At 70.3% G+C, this 14,096-nt stretch carries 17 protein-coding genes and 1 pseudogene; 6 read left to right on the top strand and 12 right to left on the bottom strand.

Translation table 11 applies throughout. The annotated features are described in order from the left end of the window. Nucleotides 1-164: 164 nt before the first annotated feature. The 3 genes from CP981_RS02640 to CP981_RS02650 are packed head-to-tail and all read left to right on the top strand — an operon-like array spanning nt 165 to nt 3,932. Complete coding sequence (locus CP981_RS02640) at nt 165-1,697, top strand: sugar ABC transporter ATP-binding protein (RefSeq protein WP_085925828.1); 1,533 nt, start codon at nt 165-167, stop codon at nt 1,695-1,697. A gap of 4 nt (nt 1,698-1,701) precedes the next feature. Then, nucleotides 1,702-2,742, top strand: a complete 1,041-nt coding sequence (locus CP981_RS02645; RefSeq protein ID WP_085925829.1) for an ABC transporter permease — start codon at nt 1,702-1,704, stop codon at nt 2,740-2,742. A gap of 38 nt (nt 2,743-2,780) precedes the next feature. Further along, entirely contained in the window at nt 2,781-3,932 is a 1,152-nt protein-coding gene (locus tag CP981_RS02650; RefSeq protein ID WP_244329517.1) for a substrate-binding domain-containing protein, read from the top strand. A gap of 17 nt (nt 3,933-3,949) precedes the next feature. On the opposite strand, the gene CP981_RS02655 is transcribed toward CP981_RS02650, so the two are convergent. Continuing rightward, complete coding sequence (locus CP981_RS02655; RefSeq protein WP_085925831.1) at nt 3,950-4,684, bottom strand: S1 family peptidase; 735 nt, start codon at nt 4,682-4,684, stop codon at nt 3,950-3,952. A 387-nt stretch (nt 4,685-5,071) separates the two neighbouring features. Between CP981_RS02655 and CP981_RS02660 the strand changes: the two genes are divergently transcribed. After that, nucleotides 5,072-5,422, top strand: coding sequence for a beta/gamma crystallin domain-containing protein (locus CP981_RS02660; RefSeq protein WP_190141193.1), 351 nt, complete (start codon nt 5,072-5,074; stop codon nt 5,420-5,422). Between the two features lie 139 nt (nt 5,423-5,561). Here the strand turns inward: CP981_RS02660 and CP981_RS02665 are convergent, their stop codons facing one another. Next, nucleotides 5,562-7,082, bottom strand: coding sequence for a helix-turn-helix domain-containing protein (locus CP981_RS02665; protein ID WP_085925833.1), 1,521 nt, complete (start codon nt 7,080-7,082; stop codon nt 5,562-5,564). A 195-nt stretch (nt 7,083-7,277) separates the two neighbouring features. On the opposite strand from CP981_RS02665, the gene CP981_RS02670 reads away from it, so the two are divergent. After that, entirely contained in the window at nt 7,278-7,823 is a 546-nt protein-coding gene (locus CP981_RS02670) for a DUF4232 domain-containing protein (protein WP_085925834.1), read from the top strand. Between the two features lie 51 nt (nt 7,824-7,874). On the opposite strand, the gene CP981_RS02675 is transcribed toward CP981_RS02670, so the two are convergent. Beyond that, nucleotides 7,875-8,474: a helix-turn-helix transcriptional regulator gene (locus CP981_RS02675; RefSeq protein WP_085925835.1), complete on the bottom strand. Its 600-nt coding sequence runs from the start codon at nt 8,472-8,474 to the stop codon at nt 7,875-7,877. A gap of 7 nt (nt 8,475-8,481) precedes the next feature. Next, a pseudogene (locus tag CP981_RS39460) lies at nt 8,482-8,826 on the bottom strand (AraC family transcriptional regulator ligand-binding domain-containing protein); the annotation flags it as partial. Nucleotides 8,827-9,101: 275 nt separating this feature from the next. On the opposite strand from CP981_RS39460, the gene CP981_RS02685 reads away from it, so the two are divergent. After that, nucleotides 9,102-10,424 carry a DUF1254 domain-containing protein gene (locus tag CP981_RS02685; protein ID WP_208852884.1) on the top strand — a complete coding sequence of 441 codons (1,323 nt, stop codon included), beginning with the start codon at nt 9,102-9,104 and terminating at the stop codon, nt 10,422-10,424. Nucleotides 10,425-10,457: 33 nt separating this feature from the next. On the opposite strand, the gene CP981_RS38425 is transcribed toward CP981_RS02685, so the two are convergent. Genes CP981_RS38425 through CP981_RS02725 form a run of 8 tightly spaced genes read right to left on the bottom strand, consistent with a single transcriptional unit; the run spans nt 10,458 to nt 14,073 of the window. Continuing rightward, on the bottom strand, nt 10,458-10,757 hold the full coding sequence (locus CP981_RS38425; RefSeq protein WP_280116688.1) for a gas vesicle protein K: 300 nt from the start codon (nt 10,755-10,757) through the stop codon (nt 10,458-10,460). Nucleotides 10,758-10,770: 13 nt separating this feature from the next. Further along, nucleotides 10,771-11,001: a gas vesicle protein gene (locus CP981_RS02695; RefSeq protein ID WP_085925838.1), complete on the bottom strand. Its 231-nt coding sequence runs from the start codon at nt 10,999-11,001 to the stop codon at nt 10,771-10,773. 3 nt (nt 11,002-11,004) lie between these two features. Beyond that, on the bottom strand, nt 11,005-11,850 hold the full coding sequence (locus CP981_RS02700; protein WP_085925839.1) for a GvpL/GvpF family gas vesicle protein: 846 nt from the start codon (nt 11,848-11,850) through the stop codon (nt 11,005-11,007). Continuing rightward, nucleotides 11,847-12,215, bottom strand: a complete 369-nt coding sequence (locus tag CP981_RS02705) for a gas vesicle protein (protein ID WP_085925840.1) — start codon at nt 12,213-12,215, stop codon at nt 11,847-11,849. Before CP981_RS02705 ends, CP981_RS02700 begins: the two co-directional genes overlap by 4 nt. 57 nt (nt 12,216-12,272) lie before the next feature. Then, nucleotides 12,273-12,497, bottom strand: coding sequence for a gas vesicle protein GvpG (locus CP981_RS02710; protein ID WP_085925841.1), 225 nt, complete (start codon nt 12,495-12,497; stop codon nt 12,273-12,275). Between the two features lies 1 nt (nt 12,498). Then, the gene (locus CP981_RS02715; protein WP_085925842.1) at nt 12,499-13,245 is read right to left on the bottom strand and encodes a GvpL/GvpF family gas vesicle protein; all 747 of its coding nucleotides are present in this window, start codon (nt 13,243-13,245) and stop codon (nt 12,499-12,501) included. Nucleotides 13,246-13,248: 3 nt separating this feature from the next. Continuing rightward, nucleotides 13,249-13,713 carry a gas vesicle protein GvpJ gene (gene gvpJ, locus CP981_RS02720; RefSeq protein ID WP_425282202.1) on the bottom strand — a complete coding sequence of 155 codons (465 nt, stop codon included), beginning with the start codon at nt 13,711-13,713 and terminating at the stop codon, nt 13,249-13,251. A gap of 39 nt (nt 13,714-13,752) precedes the next feature. Continuing rightward, nucleotides 13,753-14,073 (bottom strand): gas vesicle protein GvpO, encoded by a 321-nt coding sequence (locus tag CP981_RS02725; RefSeq protein ID WP_085925844.1) that lies wholly within the window; start codon nt 14,071-14,073, stop codon nt 13,753-13,755. Nucleotides 14,074-14,096: the final 23 nt, after the last annotated feature.

The following is a 14,096-nucleotide window of genomic DNA, read 5'->3' on the forward strand; positions in this document are numbered from 1 at the left end:
CCGGCGTCGGGGCCGAAGCGGGCCGTAGCATGACGGAAATGTGGTGACCAGGCCGGTAATGCACCGTCAGGTCCGCGCGCCCAGGCACCCGCACCACCGCGAAGCGCCCCGCAGCAGGGTCCTTTCCGCCGGGAAGAACCACGAGGCCGACCCCGGAGAAGTCCGTGCACGACGCTCCTGACCGCACCCCGCCCCCGCGCCACGGCCCGGAGCCTCTCGTCCGCATACGCGGCCTGTGCAAGCGGTTCGGCGGCACCCTCGCGCTGGACGCCGTCGACCTCGACATCCGTTCCGGCAGCATCCTCGCCCTGCTCGGCCCCAACGGTGCCGGGAAGTCCACCCTCATCAAGGTGCTCGCGGGCGTCCACCACGCGGACGAGGGCGAGGTGACCGTGGCCGGGCACCCGCTGGGCACCGAAGCCGCCTCCCGCACCATGTCCTTCATCCACCAGGACCTGGGGCTGGTCGAGTGGATGACGGTCGCCGAGAACATCGCCCTGGGCACCGGCTACCCACGCCGCGCCGGGCTGCTGTCCTGGCGGCAGACCCGCGCACGGTGCGCCGAGGCCCTGAACATCGTCGCCGCGCACCTCGACCCCGGCACCGTGCTCGCCGACCTCCCGCGCGCCGAACGCTCCTTGGTGGCCATCGCCCGCGCACTGGCCACCCGGGCGGAGCTGATCGTCCTCGACGAGCCGACCGCCAGCCTCCCGGCAGCGGACTGTGCCCGGCTCTTCGAGGTGCTGCACACCCTGCGCGACCAGGGCCGCGCCCTCGTTTTCGTCACCCACCGGCTCGACGAGGTGTACCAGGCCGCCGATGTGTTCGCCGTCCTCCGCGACGGCCGCCTCATCAGCCAGGGCCCGCTCGCCGGCCACAGCCCCGCCCGGCTGGTGCACGACATCGTGGGCGAGGAACCGGTCGGCTACGACATCGCCCCCGCCACGGGGCCGGCCGTCCTGAGCCTCGACGGCGTACGGACCGAGAACACCGCACCGGTCAGCCTGGAACTGCGCGGCGGGGAGATCCTCGGCATGGTGGGCCTCACCGGCGCCGGCCACATGGAACTGGGCCGCGCCCTGGCCGGCGCCCGGCCGGTCGTCGACGGACGGGCCCGGCTCAACGGCCGGCCGTACGCGCCGGGCTCGGTCACCGACGCCGTCGCCGCCGGAGTCGGCTTCGTGACCAGCAACCGTCAGGAAGAGGGCTGTGCGGCGGAACTGACCGTACGGGAGAACTTCCTGGCCAACCCCCGGGCCGGCGGGCTGACGGCCTTGCACTGGATCAGTCCCCGGCGCGAGCGGGCCGAGGCCACCGCCCTTGCCGAGCGCTTCTCGGTGCACCCCCGGGACAGCGAGGTGCCGATCGCCACCCTGTCCGGGGGCAACCAGCAGAAGGTCATGGTCGGACGGTGGCTCCGGACGCCGCGCAGTCTGCTGATCCTCGAAGAGCCGACCGCCGGGGTGGACATCGGCGCGAAAACGGCGGTCTACCGGCTGCTCCAGGACGCGCTGGCCGACGGGCTCGCCGTGCTGCTCCTCTCCACCGACTTCGAGGAGGTCGCCGACGTGTGCCATCGCGCCCTGGTATTCGTCCGCGGGGCGGTGACGGAGGAGCTGAGCGGCACGGCCCTCACGGTGGCCGAGCTCGCCCGCGCCGCGTCGGCCATGCCCGCGCTCACGGGGGAAACGAGGTGACTCCATGACGCCCTCCGCGCATTCCCCGCTGGGCCGCCGACTGGGGCACCTCGTCGGCGCCTACGGCCTCCTGGCCCTCACCGCCCTGCTGTTCCTGGCCTTCTCCCTCGCCCTGCCGGACACCTTTCCCACCCTGGACAACATCTCCGAGATCCTGTCCAACCAGTCGATCCCCGCGCTCCTCGCGCTCGGCGCGATGATCCCCATCGTCACCGGCAATTTCGACCTGTCCATCGGCTACGGCCTCGGCCTCGCGCATGTGATGACGATGCAGCTCCTCGCGCATGCGGCGTGGCCCTGGCCGCTCACCTGTCTCGTGGTGGTCGCCGGCGGGGCGGTCGTCGGCACGTTCAACGGCATCGTGGTCGAATTCGCGAAGATCAACTCTTTTATCGCCACCCTCGGCACCGGCAGCATCCTGTACGCCCTCACCGGCTGGATCACCAACGGGGCCCGCATCATCCCCGGCCCACAAGGACTGCCGCCCGCCTTCACCGACCTCTACGACTCCAGGTTCCTCGGCCTGCCGGTCTCCGCCTTCTACGTCCTCGCCCTCACCGCCGTGCTGTGGCTGCTCCTGGAACGCCTGCCCCTCGGCCGGTACCTGTACGTCATCGGCTCCAACCCCCGCGCCGCCGATCTGCTGGGCATCCCCTCCCGGCGCTACGTCATCTACGCGTTCGCCGGATCGGGCCTGGTCGTCGGCATCGCCGGGGTCCTGCTCGCCGCGCAGCAGCGCATCGGCAACCCCAGTGTCGGCCTGGACTATCTGCTGCCCGCGTTCGTCGGTGCGCTGCTCGGCTCCACCGCGATCAAACCCGGCCGCCCGAACGCGCTGGGCACGCTGGTCGCGGTCGTCATCCTCGCCATCGGCCTGGCCGGCATCGGCCAGTTCGGCGCCCAGTTCTGGGTCACCCCGCTGTTCAACGGCGCCACCCTGCTCCTCGCCGTCGGCATGGCCGGCTACGCCGCGCGCCGACAGCTGCGCCACCGGCGGGCGGAACCGCCACAAGCCCACAAGGACCTGCGCAAAGTCACCTCATGACAGGCCATCATTGTGTCGTCCCTCCGCGAGGAGCGCCCGTGCACCCGAACCGCCGGACCGCCCTGGGCATCACCGTCGCCGTGGCGGTGGCGGCCGCCGCCCTCGTCGGCTGTGAGCGCGGCACCTCGACCGGTGGCGGGCCCTCCGCCCCAGGTCCGACGAGGGCCGGCTGCCCCGCCGTACTGGCCGGTGCCCAGGCGGCCGTGCAACGGGCCATGAAGACGAACCCCGCATGGCACGGTCCCACCCGTGGTCCCCGGGCGGTGCCCGGCAAAAGCATCGTCTATGTCGCCCAGACCATGACCAACCCCGGTGTCGCGGGTGCCGCCAACGGGGTGCGGGAGGCGGCGAAGGCCCTCGGCTGGAACGTCCGGGTGATCGACGGTCAGGGCACCCCCGCCGGGATCCAGGCGGCCTTCAGCCAGGCCCTGGCCCTGCGGCCCTCGGGCATCGTGATCGGCGGCTTCGACCCCGAGCTGACCTCGCAGCAGGTGGCCAAGGCCAACGCCCGGCGTATTCCGCTCGTCGGCTGGCATGCGGTCGACTCCCCCGGCCCGAGCAAGGACCCCGAGCTGTTCAGCAACATCACCACCAGGGTCCAGGAGGTGGCGGAGATCAGCGCGGACTGGGTCATCGCGCACTCCCACGGACACGCCAGAGCCGTCGTGTTCACGGACGCCTCGATCCCGTTCGCCAGAAACAAATCCGAGCTGATCAAGAAAGGGCTGGCGACCTGCGACGGTGTGCGGCTGCTGGCGGAGGAGAACATCCCGATCCCGGACACCAGCAGCCGGACGCCCCAGCAGGTCTCCTCGCTGCTCTCCCGCTTCCGGGACCGGTGGACGTACTCCGTGGCCATCAACGATGTGTACTTCGCCGACGCCGCACCGGCTCTGCGGGCAGCGGGCAAGAAGGGCGCCGGTGCCCCTTTCAACATCGGCGCGGGCGACGGCGATCCCTCTGCCTTCCAGCGCATCAACAGCCGGGAATTCCAGGCAGCCACCGTTCCCGAGCCGCTCTCCCAGCAGGGCTGGCAGATCCTCGACGAATTCAACCGCGCATTCTCGGGCGAGCCCCCCAGTGGATATGTCGCCCCGGTCCATATCTCCACGGCCGCCAACAGCGGCGGGGCCACGACTTGGGACCCGCCCGGCTACCGTGCGGCGTACCTGAGTATCTGGGACAGGTGAGCCCGGCTCGGTCTGTTTTATTTCCGGGTGACTGAGCGGATCCAGGCGAGTTGCTGGGAGATCTCCCCGGCCTGGGCGACCTGCTCCCGGTCAGAGCCGTTGAAGACACCGAGGAGGGTTTCGGTGCCGCGTGGCGCAATGCTCATCACCGGGCCTCCGGAGTCGCCGCCGGCTGGTATTCCGGACACCTTTTCCATGCAGAAGTCCGGGCCGCCCGGGGCGGTGTAGCCCTTGCAACGGGCGTCGTCCGGCCGGACGACCCGCAGGTCCGACTGCTTGAGCACGGGAGACTGGCAGGTATTTTCGTCCTCGGTGCAGGTGGCGCCCCATCCGTACTGCCGCACGACCTGGCCGGGGTGGACTCCGGCCGTGGCCAACGGCGCCGTGCGGATCTTCATCGGCGCGACCTTGATGAGCATCATGTCGGCGTGCGCGCTTCCCACGCGCTTGCCGGGGAGCGGGCGGACCGTGGTGCCCTTCCGCATGTCGAGGTTGCCGACCCGGAACGATATCCGCTTGTCGGCGACCGGCAGCGCCTGCTCGTAGAAACAGTGTGAGGCGCTGATGATCCACTGCTGTGTCACCGCCGTCCCGGTGCACACCGGTTCACCGTCGACGAGCATGCGCACCGCCCACGGGCCATAGGTGCTCTTCGATCCGCCGATGACGGCGGAGGCCGGCGCGGCCGACATCACCGAGCCCGTCACCAGCAGTAAGGCAGTCAGCAGCAACACACGAACTCGATGCAACATCCGGACCGGTTCCTCTCCTTGGGGCAGGGCCGTACCACGTGGTGAGACACCCCACCGCGCCAGAAGGTTCCGAATGATCTGGACGAAATCGGCCCGGTTATTCCCTTTTTCAGCAACGCACCACCGGCACCCGCGTCCGCGCCGGTCTCCGTCGCCGCCGGTCCTCTCCTCCCCGGCCTGGTGCGTCCCGTTCCCGCGTCCCAGGCGGCTTGCGTATCCCCTGGTCGTGGCCCACTTCTGCGTTCGACTATCCCGAACTGCCCGGCTTTCGTTGCCGCTGGGACGGATCACCCCACACGCTCGGATCACCGGAGCACCACATCGACGCCACCGCCGGTGGTGCGAATTGAGCTCCCGGTTCCGCATCCGAAGCAAGGAGAAATAGTGATGTCAAGAACGAAGAAGGTAGTGCGGTCCGCGGCCGTGGCCTTCGCCGCAGCCGCCGCTTTCACCGTGACCGTCCCGACCGGCAACGCATTCGCCATGGACAAGGTCCCCTGCCGCGGCGGGGAGAACTTCCTGAAGATCTGGTCGCACAGCGGCGGGCAGCAGAGCGTGGACTGCTACGCGAACGCGGGGCGGATGTCCTTCGGCGGGTGGTGGGTCGACAAGATCTCCACCGGGAACAACGACTTAATCTATTACGACGCCAACGGCGACTCGGTGAAGATCGAGCGGTGGCACGAGATCACCTTCCCGAACCGCCCGCCGAAGGTCAACGACATCGAAATCCTGTGACGAGTTGACGATGAGTCAACGCGGCGCAGCGTGAATCTGCCCGCACCCAGCTCACTGATGCCGGCCACGTCCATTAGGGCGTGGCCGGCATCGGCATGAGCGGCGGCCCACAGGGCGGCCCGTGGCCGGCCGACTTCACCTACCGCTCGACCCACTCGCTGCCGCCCAACGGGTAGTCGTAGCCGGGCCGGCCGGTGTCGGCACTGGTACGGAACGGGGTGCCGCGGTTGTCGATGTGCACGGTGCCGTGGCGGTTCCCGCTGGACCACTCCAGGGCGAGGTCCCAGCGGACGTCGTGCGCCTTGGTGTGGGCGGTGACATAGAAGACCTCCGGGTCGGACTCGCTGATCTTGTACGGGAAGTCGCGCTGGCCGTTCTTCACGGCGACGGCGGGGCTGCCGTTGTCGAGGTCGATGTCGAAGGACTTGGTCTCGACGTTGCCGCCGCATCCGACACCCATCGAGTAGTCGTTCCAGGCGAGCGGGGCGCCCTTCGCGACGACGCGCACGTGCAGGGCTTCCAGGACGACGGTTTCCTTTCCGGTTCCCTGCACGGTGAGCGCGACTCGCTGCTCCCCCGAGGAGGCCGCTCCGTTCGCGGCGGCCCAGCGGGGCGCGTCCCGCTCGGAAGCGGGCGGGCCGACCCGTTCGGGCTCCCTGTCGACCAGGAAGTGCTGACTGCACGGGTTTTCGTAGACGTACGGGCGGGTGGCGACGTTGAGCCGTACGCCGTCGGTGCGTTCGCCGTCGTCCCCGTCGTTGCGGGCGGAGGACTCTGACGGCGAGGCGGAGGGTCTGCCGGTCTTCGCGCTCCGAGACGGAGAAGGAGTGGCCGACGGGGACCGTCCCTTGTCGGGCGCACGGGCGGTACCGGCGCTGCTGGGAGTGCCGGTACCGGTTCTGACGGTATCGGCGGGCTTCCGCCCGCTGCCGCCGCCTCCGGAGGGCGGCAGATTCACGGCCAGCACGACGGCTCCCAGCGCGGCTGCCGCGGCGGCGGAGGCGATGAGCGTGAAGCGGCGCCGATGGGGCCGCACGGGATCGAACCGGACGGGGCCGCCGACAGCCGGTCCCGCACTTCCGCCGGACTCACCGGGATCGCCGGCCTCACCGGAGTTCCGGGCCTCGCGGGCCTCACCGGAGTTCCGGGCCTCGCCGGCCTCACCGGAGTTCCGGGCTTCACGGGTCTCACCGGCCTCGCTTGCCTCGCCGCGTTCCGGGCCCAGGGACACCGGCTCCGTCCCCACCCGCACCGCCGGCATCCCACCACCCGAACCGGCCACATCTCGAAGGCGGTTCGCGGCAGCGGGCGCCGACGCATCCGGATTCGGTGCCCCCTCGGGCTCGTCGGCCCCCGCACCGCGCACCACCGCCCCACCCGGCCCCGGCCGCTTGCGCCCCCGTGCCGCATCGGCCAGAATCCACCGCCGGTGCAGCTCGATCAGTTCCTCGGGGGTTGCCCGGCACACCCGCGCGAGCCGCTCGGCCGGCGCGTATTCGGTCGGCACCGCGCTGCCGCGGCAGTAGCGGTGCAGCGTCGAGGTGCTCATGTGCAGCCGCTTGGCGAGCGTCCCGTAGCTCAGGCCCGAGCGTTCCTTCAACCCGCGTAACAGCTCCGCGAACGCGTCCGCGTCCCCGGCCTCCCCCATCGCCCCAGACATCGTTGTTCCCCTTCCCCGCCTGACCCGGCGCGTCCCATTCCCGCGTTCCAGGCCCTTAGATGTCCCCCGGTCGAAGTCCGTTCTGTGTTCCGGCATCCCCAACTGCCCAATATTCATGGCGGCTGGGACGAATCACCCCGCAATCTCCGTTCATCCAAGCACCACACCCACCACAGCACCGAAGGGGCTCACCCGATGTCCACCGCCCGGAAATCCCGCACCCGCCTGCTGACCGCAGCGGCGACCAGCGCGCTCGCCGTCCTTTCCCTGACGGCGTTCACCAACGGCCCGGACGCCCACAGCGAGGGCAGCAAGGCCGTCACCTGCCAGGGCTCCAACACCAAGACGGTCGCGGCCCCCCTGAACCGCCCCGTGAACCACATGCTGCTCACGGTCACCAACACCGGCAGCCGCACCTGCTCCCTCTACACCTACCCGGCCGTCCGCTTCGGCGAGGCCCAGTCGGTGCCGCCGGCCATCGAGGAGTCCCGCCCGCAGGCCGTCGTCACCCTCAAGCCGGGCGAGTCCGGCTACGCCTCGGTGAATCTGTCCGCGACCGACGGCAGCGGATCCCACGGCCGCACGGAGAAGTCCCTGGCCGTCTACTTCCTCGGCCCCTCCGGCAACGAGAGCGTCGGCACGGCTGCCCACCCCGCGCTGCCCGCCAAGGGCGTGTACATCGACGACTCCCTCAAGGTCACCTACTGGCAGCAGTCGCTGGACGACGCCATCCAGTGGTGACACCTCCGCCGCTACGGCGTTCTCCTGCCCGCTCCCTCAAGGAGGCGGCTGTCAGTGCCCTGACCGGGCACCGGACCCGGGTTGCACATGCTGTGTGCGCCAGGCGCTCGGACTGGTGCCGAGGTGGTCGCGGAACCAGCGCGAGAAGGTTCCCGGGCAGGAGAATCCGAGCAGACCGGCGATCTCCGTGAGCGGGCGCTCGGAGTCCGCGACGTACCGGCGCGGCAGGTGGGTACGGACCGAGTCGAGCAGCGAGGAGTAGCCCTCTCCGCGTTCGGCGAGGCGACGTTGGAGCGTCCTGGCGTCGAGGTCGACGGCGCGTGCCAGCCGTTCGAGTGAGCAGCGCCCGGTGGGCAGCAGCTCCTCGACGAGCCGGCGTGCGCGGTCAATGAGGACGCCACCGGGCGCCGCGTCGATGTTCTTGAGGAACTGCCGGGTATAGGGCCGCAGCCGTGGGTCGGCGAGGGTATTGGGTGCCGCGAGGTCCGCGTCGTGGAGGAGCACACCGGAACGCGGCTGACGGAAGGTGACAGCGGGGCCCAGCACGCGGTGGTAGGGAGCGGGATCGTCCGGGGCGCTCCGGGTGAGGGTGACGCCGACCGGCTGCCGGCCCGGGCCCGAGGAGTCTGCCGACGAGTCGGTGGCAGACACCGACCAGCATGTCCGTTCCCTGGCGGCGACGGTCGGCCGGCGAGTCCAGTGCCAGGTCCACCCAGAGGCCGGCCAGCCCGTTGCTGACGACGATCTGTGCCCGAAGCGCCTCGTTGTAGCGGCAGACCTGTTGAATCAGCAGGTCGAGGACGCTCCGTACGGTCAGTTCCTCGCGGGCGACGAGGCCGATCGGGCCGAGGTTGGAGAACCGGCTGAGCTCCGCGAGCCGGAGGCCGAGGTCGGCGCAGCCGGTGGCGGCAGCGGTGTGTTCCAGAAGCTCGACGCCTGCGGCCACCGGGAGCCACTGGTCAGGGTCCGCCACCGCGGCCGGGTCGAGCCCGACAGCTCGCATCAGGGCCGCCGGATCCCCTCCCAAGGAACGCACCAGATCGGCGTAGTTGGCCAGAATCGTGGTGCGGGCGAGCGGGTGCACAGCAAGCGACCTCCCGAACGCCGGCCGAATTGTCGTCAAAGGCTAAGCCAGCTGTCGTGATCCGAAAAGCGCGTTCCCCGGCGGGGAGATAGCGTCCTCGTCCGAGCGTCCGGTGCCCGCCGGGGCAGGAGCCCTTTCTCGTTCCCCGGTGGTGCGACCGGGCGTTCCGTATCCGCGCATCGAGGAGGCATCGCGTGACCACGACCGAGACCCAGGCCACCGAGTTGACCGCACTGGCTGCCGAGGCGTACGTCTTCGCCTACCCTCTGGTCACCATGGAGCTGACCAGGCGTCAGATGACCACTCCGGGCTCGTCCGTCCTCGGCAGCGCACCGCTGAACAGCTTCGCGCACATGCCGTTCACCCCGGACGCCTCGTTCGAGGGTGTGGTCAGCCCGAACGTGGACACCCTGTACTCGATGGCCTGGCTGGATCTCTCGGCCGGGCCGGTGCGGCTGTCCGTGGCCGCGACGCCGGGGCGGTACTTCCTGCTGCCGCTCTACGACGCCTGGACCAACGTCTTCGCCTGCCCGGGCACCCGGACCACGGGCAGCGGCGCCCGCGAGTTCGCGCTGGTCGGCCCCGGCTGGCAGGGCGAACTGCCCGAGGGGATGGAGCGGATCGACGCCCCGACCTCCCTGACGGCGATCGTCGGCCGTACCCAGGTCAACGGTGTGCGGGACCATCCTGCCGTGCACGCCGTCCAGGCCGGTTACCGGCTGACGCCACTGACGGACGCCCCCGTCTCCACGGCCGCAGGCCCGGGCCCGGTGGATCTGGTGACCGCTCCGGTCGACCAGGCCGCCGCGCTCGATGCCGCCACGTTCTTCGCCATGACCGCCCACCTCATGGCGGACAACCCGGCCAAGCCGGAGGACGCCCCGGTCGTCGAGCGGATCGCGCTGCTCGGCGTTGTCCCTGGTCGGCCATACGACTGGGACGCACTGAGCCCCGAGGCGCAGCGGGCCATCGCCGAAGGCGCCGCCGAGGGCCTGGCCCGGGTGCGGTCCGCGGGCCGCACACCGCGTGCAGAGGTGGTTGACGGCTGGATGACCCCGTATGACATCGGCAGCTATGGCACGGACTACCTTCAGCGGGCCGCGATCACCGCGGTGGGTCTGGGCGCGAACCTCCCGCAGGACGCCGTCTACTCGCTGTGCCGGGCCGACGCCGGCCAACAGCCCCTGCACGGCAGCAACCGCTACCAGCTGCGTTTCGAGGCCGGCAACCTGCCGCCGGTGAACGCCTTCTGGTCGCTGACCATGTACAACGACCGGCAGTTCTTCGTCGACAACGCGATCAACCGCTACGCCATCGGCGACCGTGACGCGCTGGAGTTCGGCTCCGACGGGTCACTGACGCTGCTGATCCAGCACGCCTCACCGGGCGCGCGCCTGGAGTCCAACTGGCTTCCGGCACCGGAGGGCTCCTTCAACGTCATGCTGCGCATGTTCTGGCCCCGGCCCGAAGTCCTGGAGCGCACCTGGCACACGCCGGCCCTCTGCCGCACCGGGTGAACAGGCGGGTGTTGACGAAGACGGTCGGCGTCCTCAGTCGCGCGGCAGGAGGGAGCCCAGCGGTCCCAGATCCAGGTTGAGGTCCGCAAGGCTCAGGTCGTGCTGCTCGCACAGTTCTGTCATCCGTGCTTCGAGATGCATCAGGGTCTCCCCGATGTGTTCCACCTGCTCATCGCTCAGATCGCCCTGCTCCACTCGGCGGATTGCCTGACGCTCCATCAACTGCCGGAGCAGCTCCACCACGGTGAGCACCAGGGAGACCAGATCACGGCCCATTTGCTCACGATCGAGGTCGACTCTGCTCTCGGGCGTACCCGGCCTTCCTCCGGTCACAACGGGCCTCCGGTCACAGCGGGCCTCCGTCCGACCACGGCGCGGGGACGCGTTCGTTGACCGAGGACAGCAGTGCGTGCAGGGAGAGCCGGACCAGCGGCACATCGGCGATGGCGATGACCAGGTCGCCGCTGACCACGACCCCGGTGGACAGGACACGGTCCAGGAGGTCGACCAGCGGTACCCCGATGGGCCCGGCGAGCGGGCCCGGGGTGTCCCAGGGGACGGGCTCATGAGCGGACACCGCTCACACCTCCCCGGCGAAGGAGTACGGCGCCCAGGGGCCGGAGACCTCGACCTCCGCGCCAGTACGGCGCCGCAAGAGCTCCACCGCGTCGAGCAGTTCCTTCTCGCGTACCGTCCTCACCAGGTAGGCGGCGTTGAGCACTTGCAGCCGGTGCCGCTCCCCCGTCATCTCCGGGCTGTGCGGGCGGAGCCGGCGGGTGGCGGTGGCCAGGCGGCTCAGCGCGGCATCGATGTCTTCGGCGGTCCGCAGGGCCCGGTCGTGGTGCTGCTCGCGTGCCTGGTGCAGCCCGCGTTTCCGTTCCAGGTAGGCCCGGCCCGCCCCGCCGGACGGTCCGCCGCCGTTCCGGGCAGTTGTTGGTGACGCGCTCTGCGGAGCCTCGGACACGGTCGCCGGGAGACTGACCTTCACTCCCCATTCGGCGTGGCCTTCGATACGGGCCAGCGCTGCGGCAAAGCGGTCCCGGTCCGCGCCGAGGGCCTGTTGTGCCCGCTCGTCCCCGCGGTAGAGGGTGGCGAGCGCCAGCGGCACCGTCGGCCCGCAGGCGGCGGCCGCGGTCACCACCTCGTGGTGCGCGCGGGCGCAGCGCTCCAGTTCCGCACGGTCCGACAGCCGCTGCTGCCAGGCGTCCTCGGTGAACCCGTCGGCCGGTACGTGCTGGACGACCGCGGTGAGGGGGCCGAGCGGCAGCGTGCGTACGGGGAAGCCGGCGGCGAGTCCCGCGAGCCCGCTGAGGGCGGCCGGGTCCAGCCGGCGGCACACCGCATAGACATAGGTCGCGGTCTCGGTCGCGGTCTCGGTCTCGGTCTCGGTCGCGCTCTCCGGGGCGCCGGGCTGCTCCCTCGTCATGACCCCGCCTTGTCCTTCGTCCGGGAGGAGGACGACGACGACGCGTCGCCGTCGTCGGCCGACTCCAGCGCTTCCAGCCGCTCGCGCAACCGGTCGTTCTCCTCGCGCAGTTCACTCCGCGCCGCCTTGGAACTGAGCGCGGGGTCGGTCTCCCACCAGTCGATCCCGGCCTTCCTGGCGGTGTCCACCGACGCGACGAACAGCCGCAGCCTGATGGTGAGCAGCTCGATGTCCAGCAGATCGATTTTGATGTCCCCGGCGATGACGATGCCCTTGTCGAGGACACGTTCAAGGATGTCGGCGAGGTTCGCGGTGCTGGGACCGTTGGCGGGAGGAGCGGCCGGTCGGTAGTCGACATCGGTCACGTGGGCACTCCTTCCTCTTCGTCGCGTACCGGGCGGGCGGTGGCTCCGGAGCGCCGGTCAGCTCTCGTACAGCAGGTCGAGCAGTTGGTCCTCTTCTCGCTCGAACGCCGCATTGCCGAGGTGCCCGGCTTCGTACTCCTGGTTCAGCGCGGCGAGCCGGGCGCGGATGACGGCCGGGTCGTGCAGCTCGCGGTCGGCGGCCTGGGCGAGTTGGTCGGCCACCCAGACCACTCCCCGCACCGGGGCGAGCGGCAGGGTGAGCACTCCGCTGATCAGCCCCATGTCAGCCGCCCGCTCTTCCCGCGAGCACCTGCGGCTCCAGGAAGCTGTAGCAGGGCAGCGGCCCCGCCACCCGCAGGGCGACGCGCTCGCGCCGGTCCTCGGCGAGCCGCTCCGCCTCCGCGGCGAATTCGGCACTGTCACTCCGGTCCACCAGGAACGACATATTGAGCTGGCACCCGGATACCTCCGGCCCGGGGCGGACCGCATGAGCCCAGGGCTTCAGCTCGCGCACGATTTCCTGGCCCGCTTCGGCGGCCCGGCGGGACAGCGCGGTCGCCACCGCTTCTCCCAGCCGCATATTGGCCTCGTAGCTCGGCCGCCGGTGCACCTCTTCGCGCAGCCCGCGGATGGTGGCGTCGCCTTTGACGAGCGCGGCGAGCGAGTCGTCGGCCGGCATCGCCTTGACGTTGATCTCGACCCGGCCCGCGAGGCTCTCCAGCGCCGCCAGATGGCGTTCCTCGTCGTCGGCCAGCTGACGGCGGATCACCGTCTCGTCGGGCGCCACCATGCCGAATCGCATCGGCAGGACCGGCCCGCGTTCGGACAGGGCCAGCAGCAGCTCCTGATGCGCCAGCAGGTCGCGACGGCGGGCCCGCAGCTTCGGCGGCGCCTGGCTCACGACCGCGGCGACCCGCCCCTCCTCGATCTTCTCCACGACGCCGGGCGGATCCCCGACTCCGCCCACATGCGAGGGCAGCGGGCGATCGGTCCGGATGATGCCGTAAACGTAGATACCGTCGTCCGTCACGGGTCATTCCTCCTCTGCGCGCCGCCGCCGGGAAGCGGCTCCGGACCGGGCGGAACTGCGCCGCCGCCGCTGCGGCTGCGCTTCCTCGTCCGCATCGTCATCCCCGTCATCGCCCTTGCCCACCGCCGAACGGACGGTTTCGCCCACGGATTTGGCGGCGTCTTTCACCTTGCGCTTTCCGATGCTTTTGGCGGCCTGGCCGCTGAAGAGTTCGGGAACGGTGACACTTCCCGAATCCCGCTCCAGATCCAGCCGATTGCACGCCTCCGCGAAACGCAGGTAGGTATCCACGCTGGCGACCACGATGCGGGCATCAATCTTCAGAATCTCGATCCCGACCAGGGACACCCGTATGAACACATCGATGACCATCCCGCGGTCCAGGATGAGCTCCATCACGTCGTACAACGTGCCGGCCCTGGGCGGGCAGGGAATTACCTCTCCGGACAGGCCGGTATAGGTCGACATGCTCATCTGGGGTGCCCTTTCAGCTGGTCGGGGCGGCGCTCACTGGTCGGCCGCACCTCGTCGATAGCGGTGGGTCCGGTAGTACTCGCGCAGTTCGCCCTCGTTGTCGAGCCTTACCTCGTACGTCGCGAGAAGGCTCGTGGTGTCCGGGATCCGCGCCAGCTCCAGCACATCCACCACGACACACCAGCCGTCATCGGTCCGCCGGACCGCCGAAACCCCTTCGGTCCGGTGGCTGATCACGCTCTGCAGCAATTCGGCGGCGCGCTGCGCCACCTCCGCCGGAGTGTTCTCCGGCGTCGATTTCCGTTTACGGGCAGCCGTGGACGACCGCACCCGCGTGCGGGATTGCTCTGCCATACCCCAAGTCTCATCGTCTGCCT

Origin of the sequence: Streptomyces platensis (genome assembly GCF_008704855.1) — a bacterium.
Lineage (GTDB): Bacteria > Actinomycetota > Actinomycetes > Streptomycetales > Streptomycetaceae > Streptomyces > Streptomyces platensis.

Bases quoted from the DNA above. Each gene is read 5' to 3' on its own strand.
- CP981_RS02645 (WP_085925829.1), top strand. From the start codon at position 1,702: ATGACGCCCTCCGCGCATTCCCCGCTGGGCCGCCGACTGGGGCACCTC.
- CP981_RS02700 (WP_085925839.1), bottom strand. From the start codon at position 11,850: ATGACGAGGGAGCAGCCCGGCGCCCCGGAGAGCGCGACCGAGACCGAG.
- gvpJ (WP_425282202.1), bottom strand. From the start codon at position 13,713: ATGTCGACCTATACCGGCCTGTCCGGAGAGGTAATTCCCTGCCCGCCC.
- CP981_RS02670 (WP_085925834.1), top strand. From the start codon at position 7,278: ATGTCCACCGCCCGGAAATCCCGCACCCGCCTGCTGACCGCAGCGGCG.
- CP981_RS02655 (WP_085925831.1), bottom strand. From the start codon at position 4,684: ATGTTGCATCGAGTTCGTGTGTTGCTGCTGACTGCCTTACTGCTGGTG.
- CP981_RS02725 (WP_085925844.1), bottom strand. From the start codon at position 14,073: ATGGCAGAGCAATCCCGCACGCGGGTGCGGTCGTCCACGGCTGCCCGT.
- CP981_RS02710 (WP_085925841.1), bottom strand. From the start codon at position 12,497: ATGGGGCTGATCAGCGGAGTGCTCACCCTGCCGCTCGCCCCGGTGCGG.
- CP981_RS02665 (WP_085925833.1), bottom strand. From the start codon at position 7,082: ATGTCTGGGGCGATGGGGGAGGCCGGGGACGCGGACGCGTTCGCGGAG.
- CP981_RS02660 (WP_190141193.1), top strand. From the start codon at position 5,072: ATGTCAAGAACGAAGAAGGTAGTGCGGTCCGCGGCCGTGGCCTTCGCC.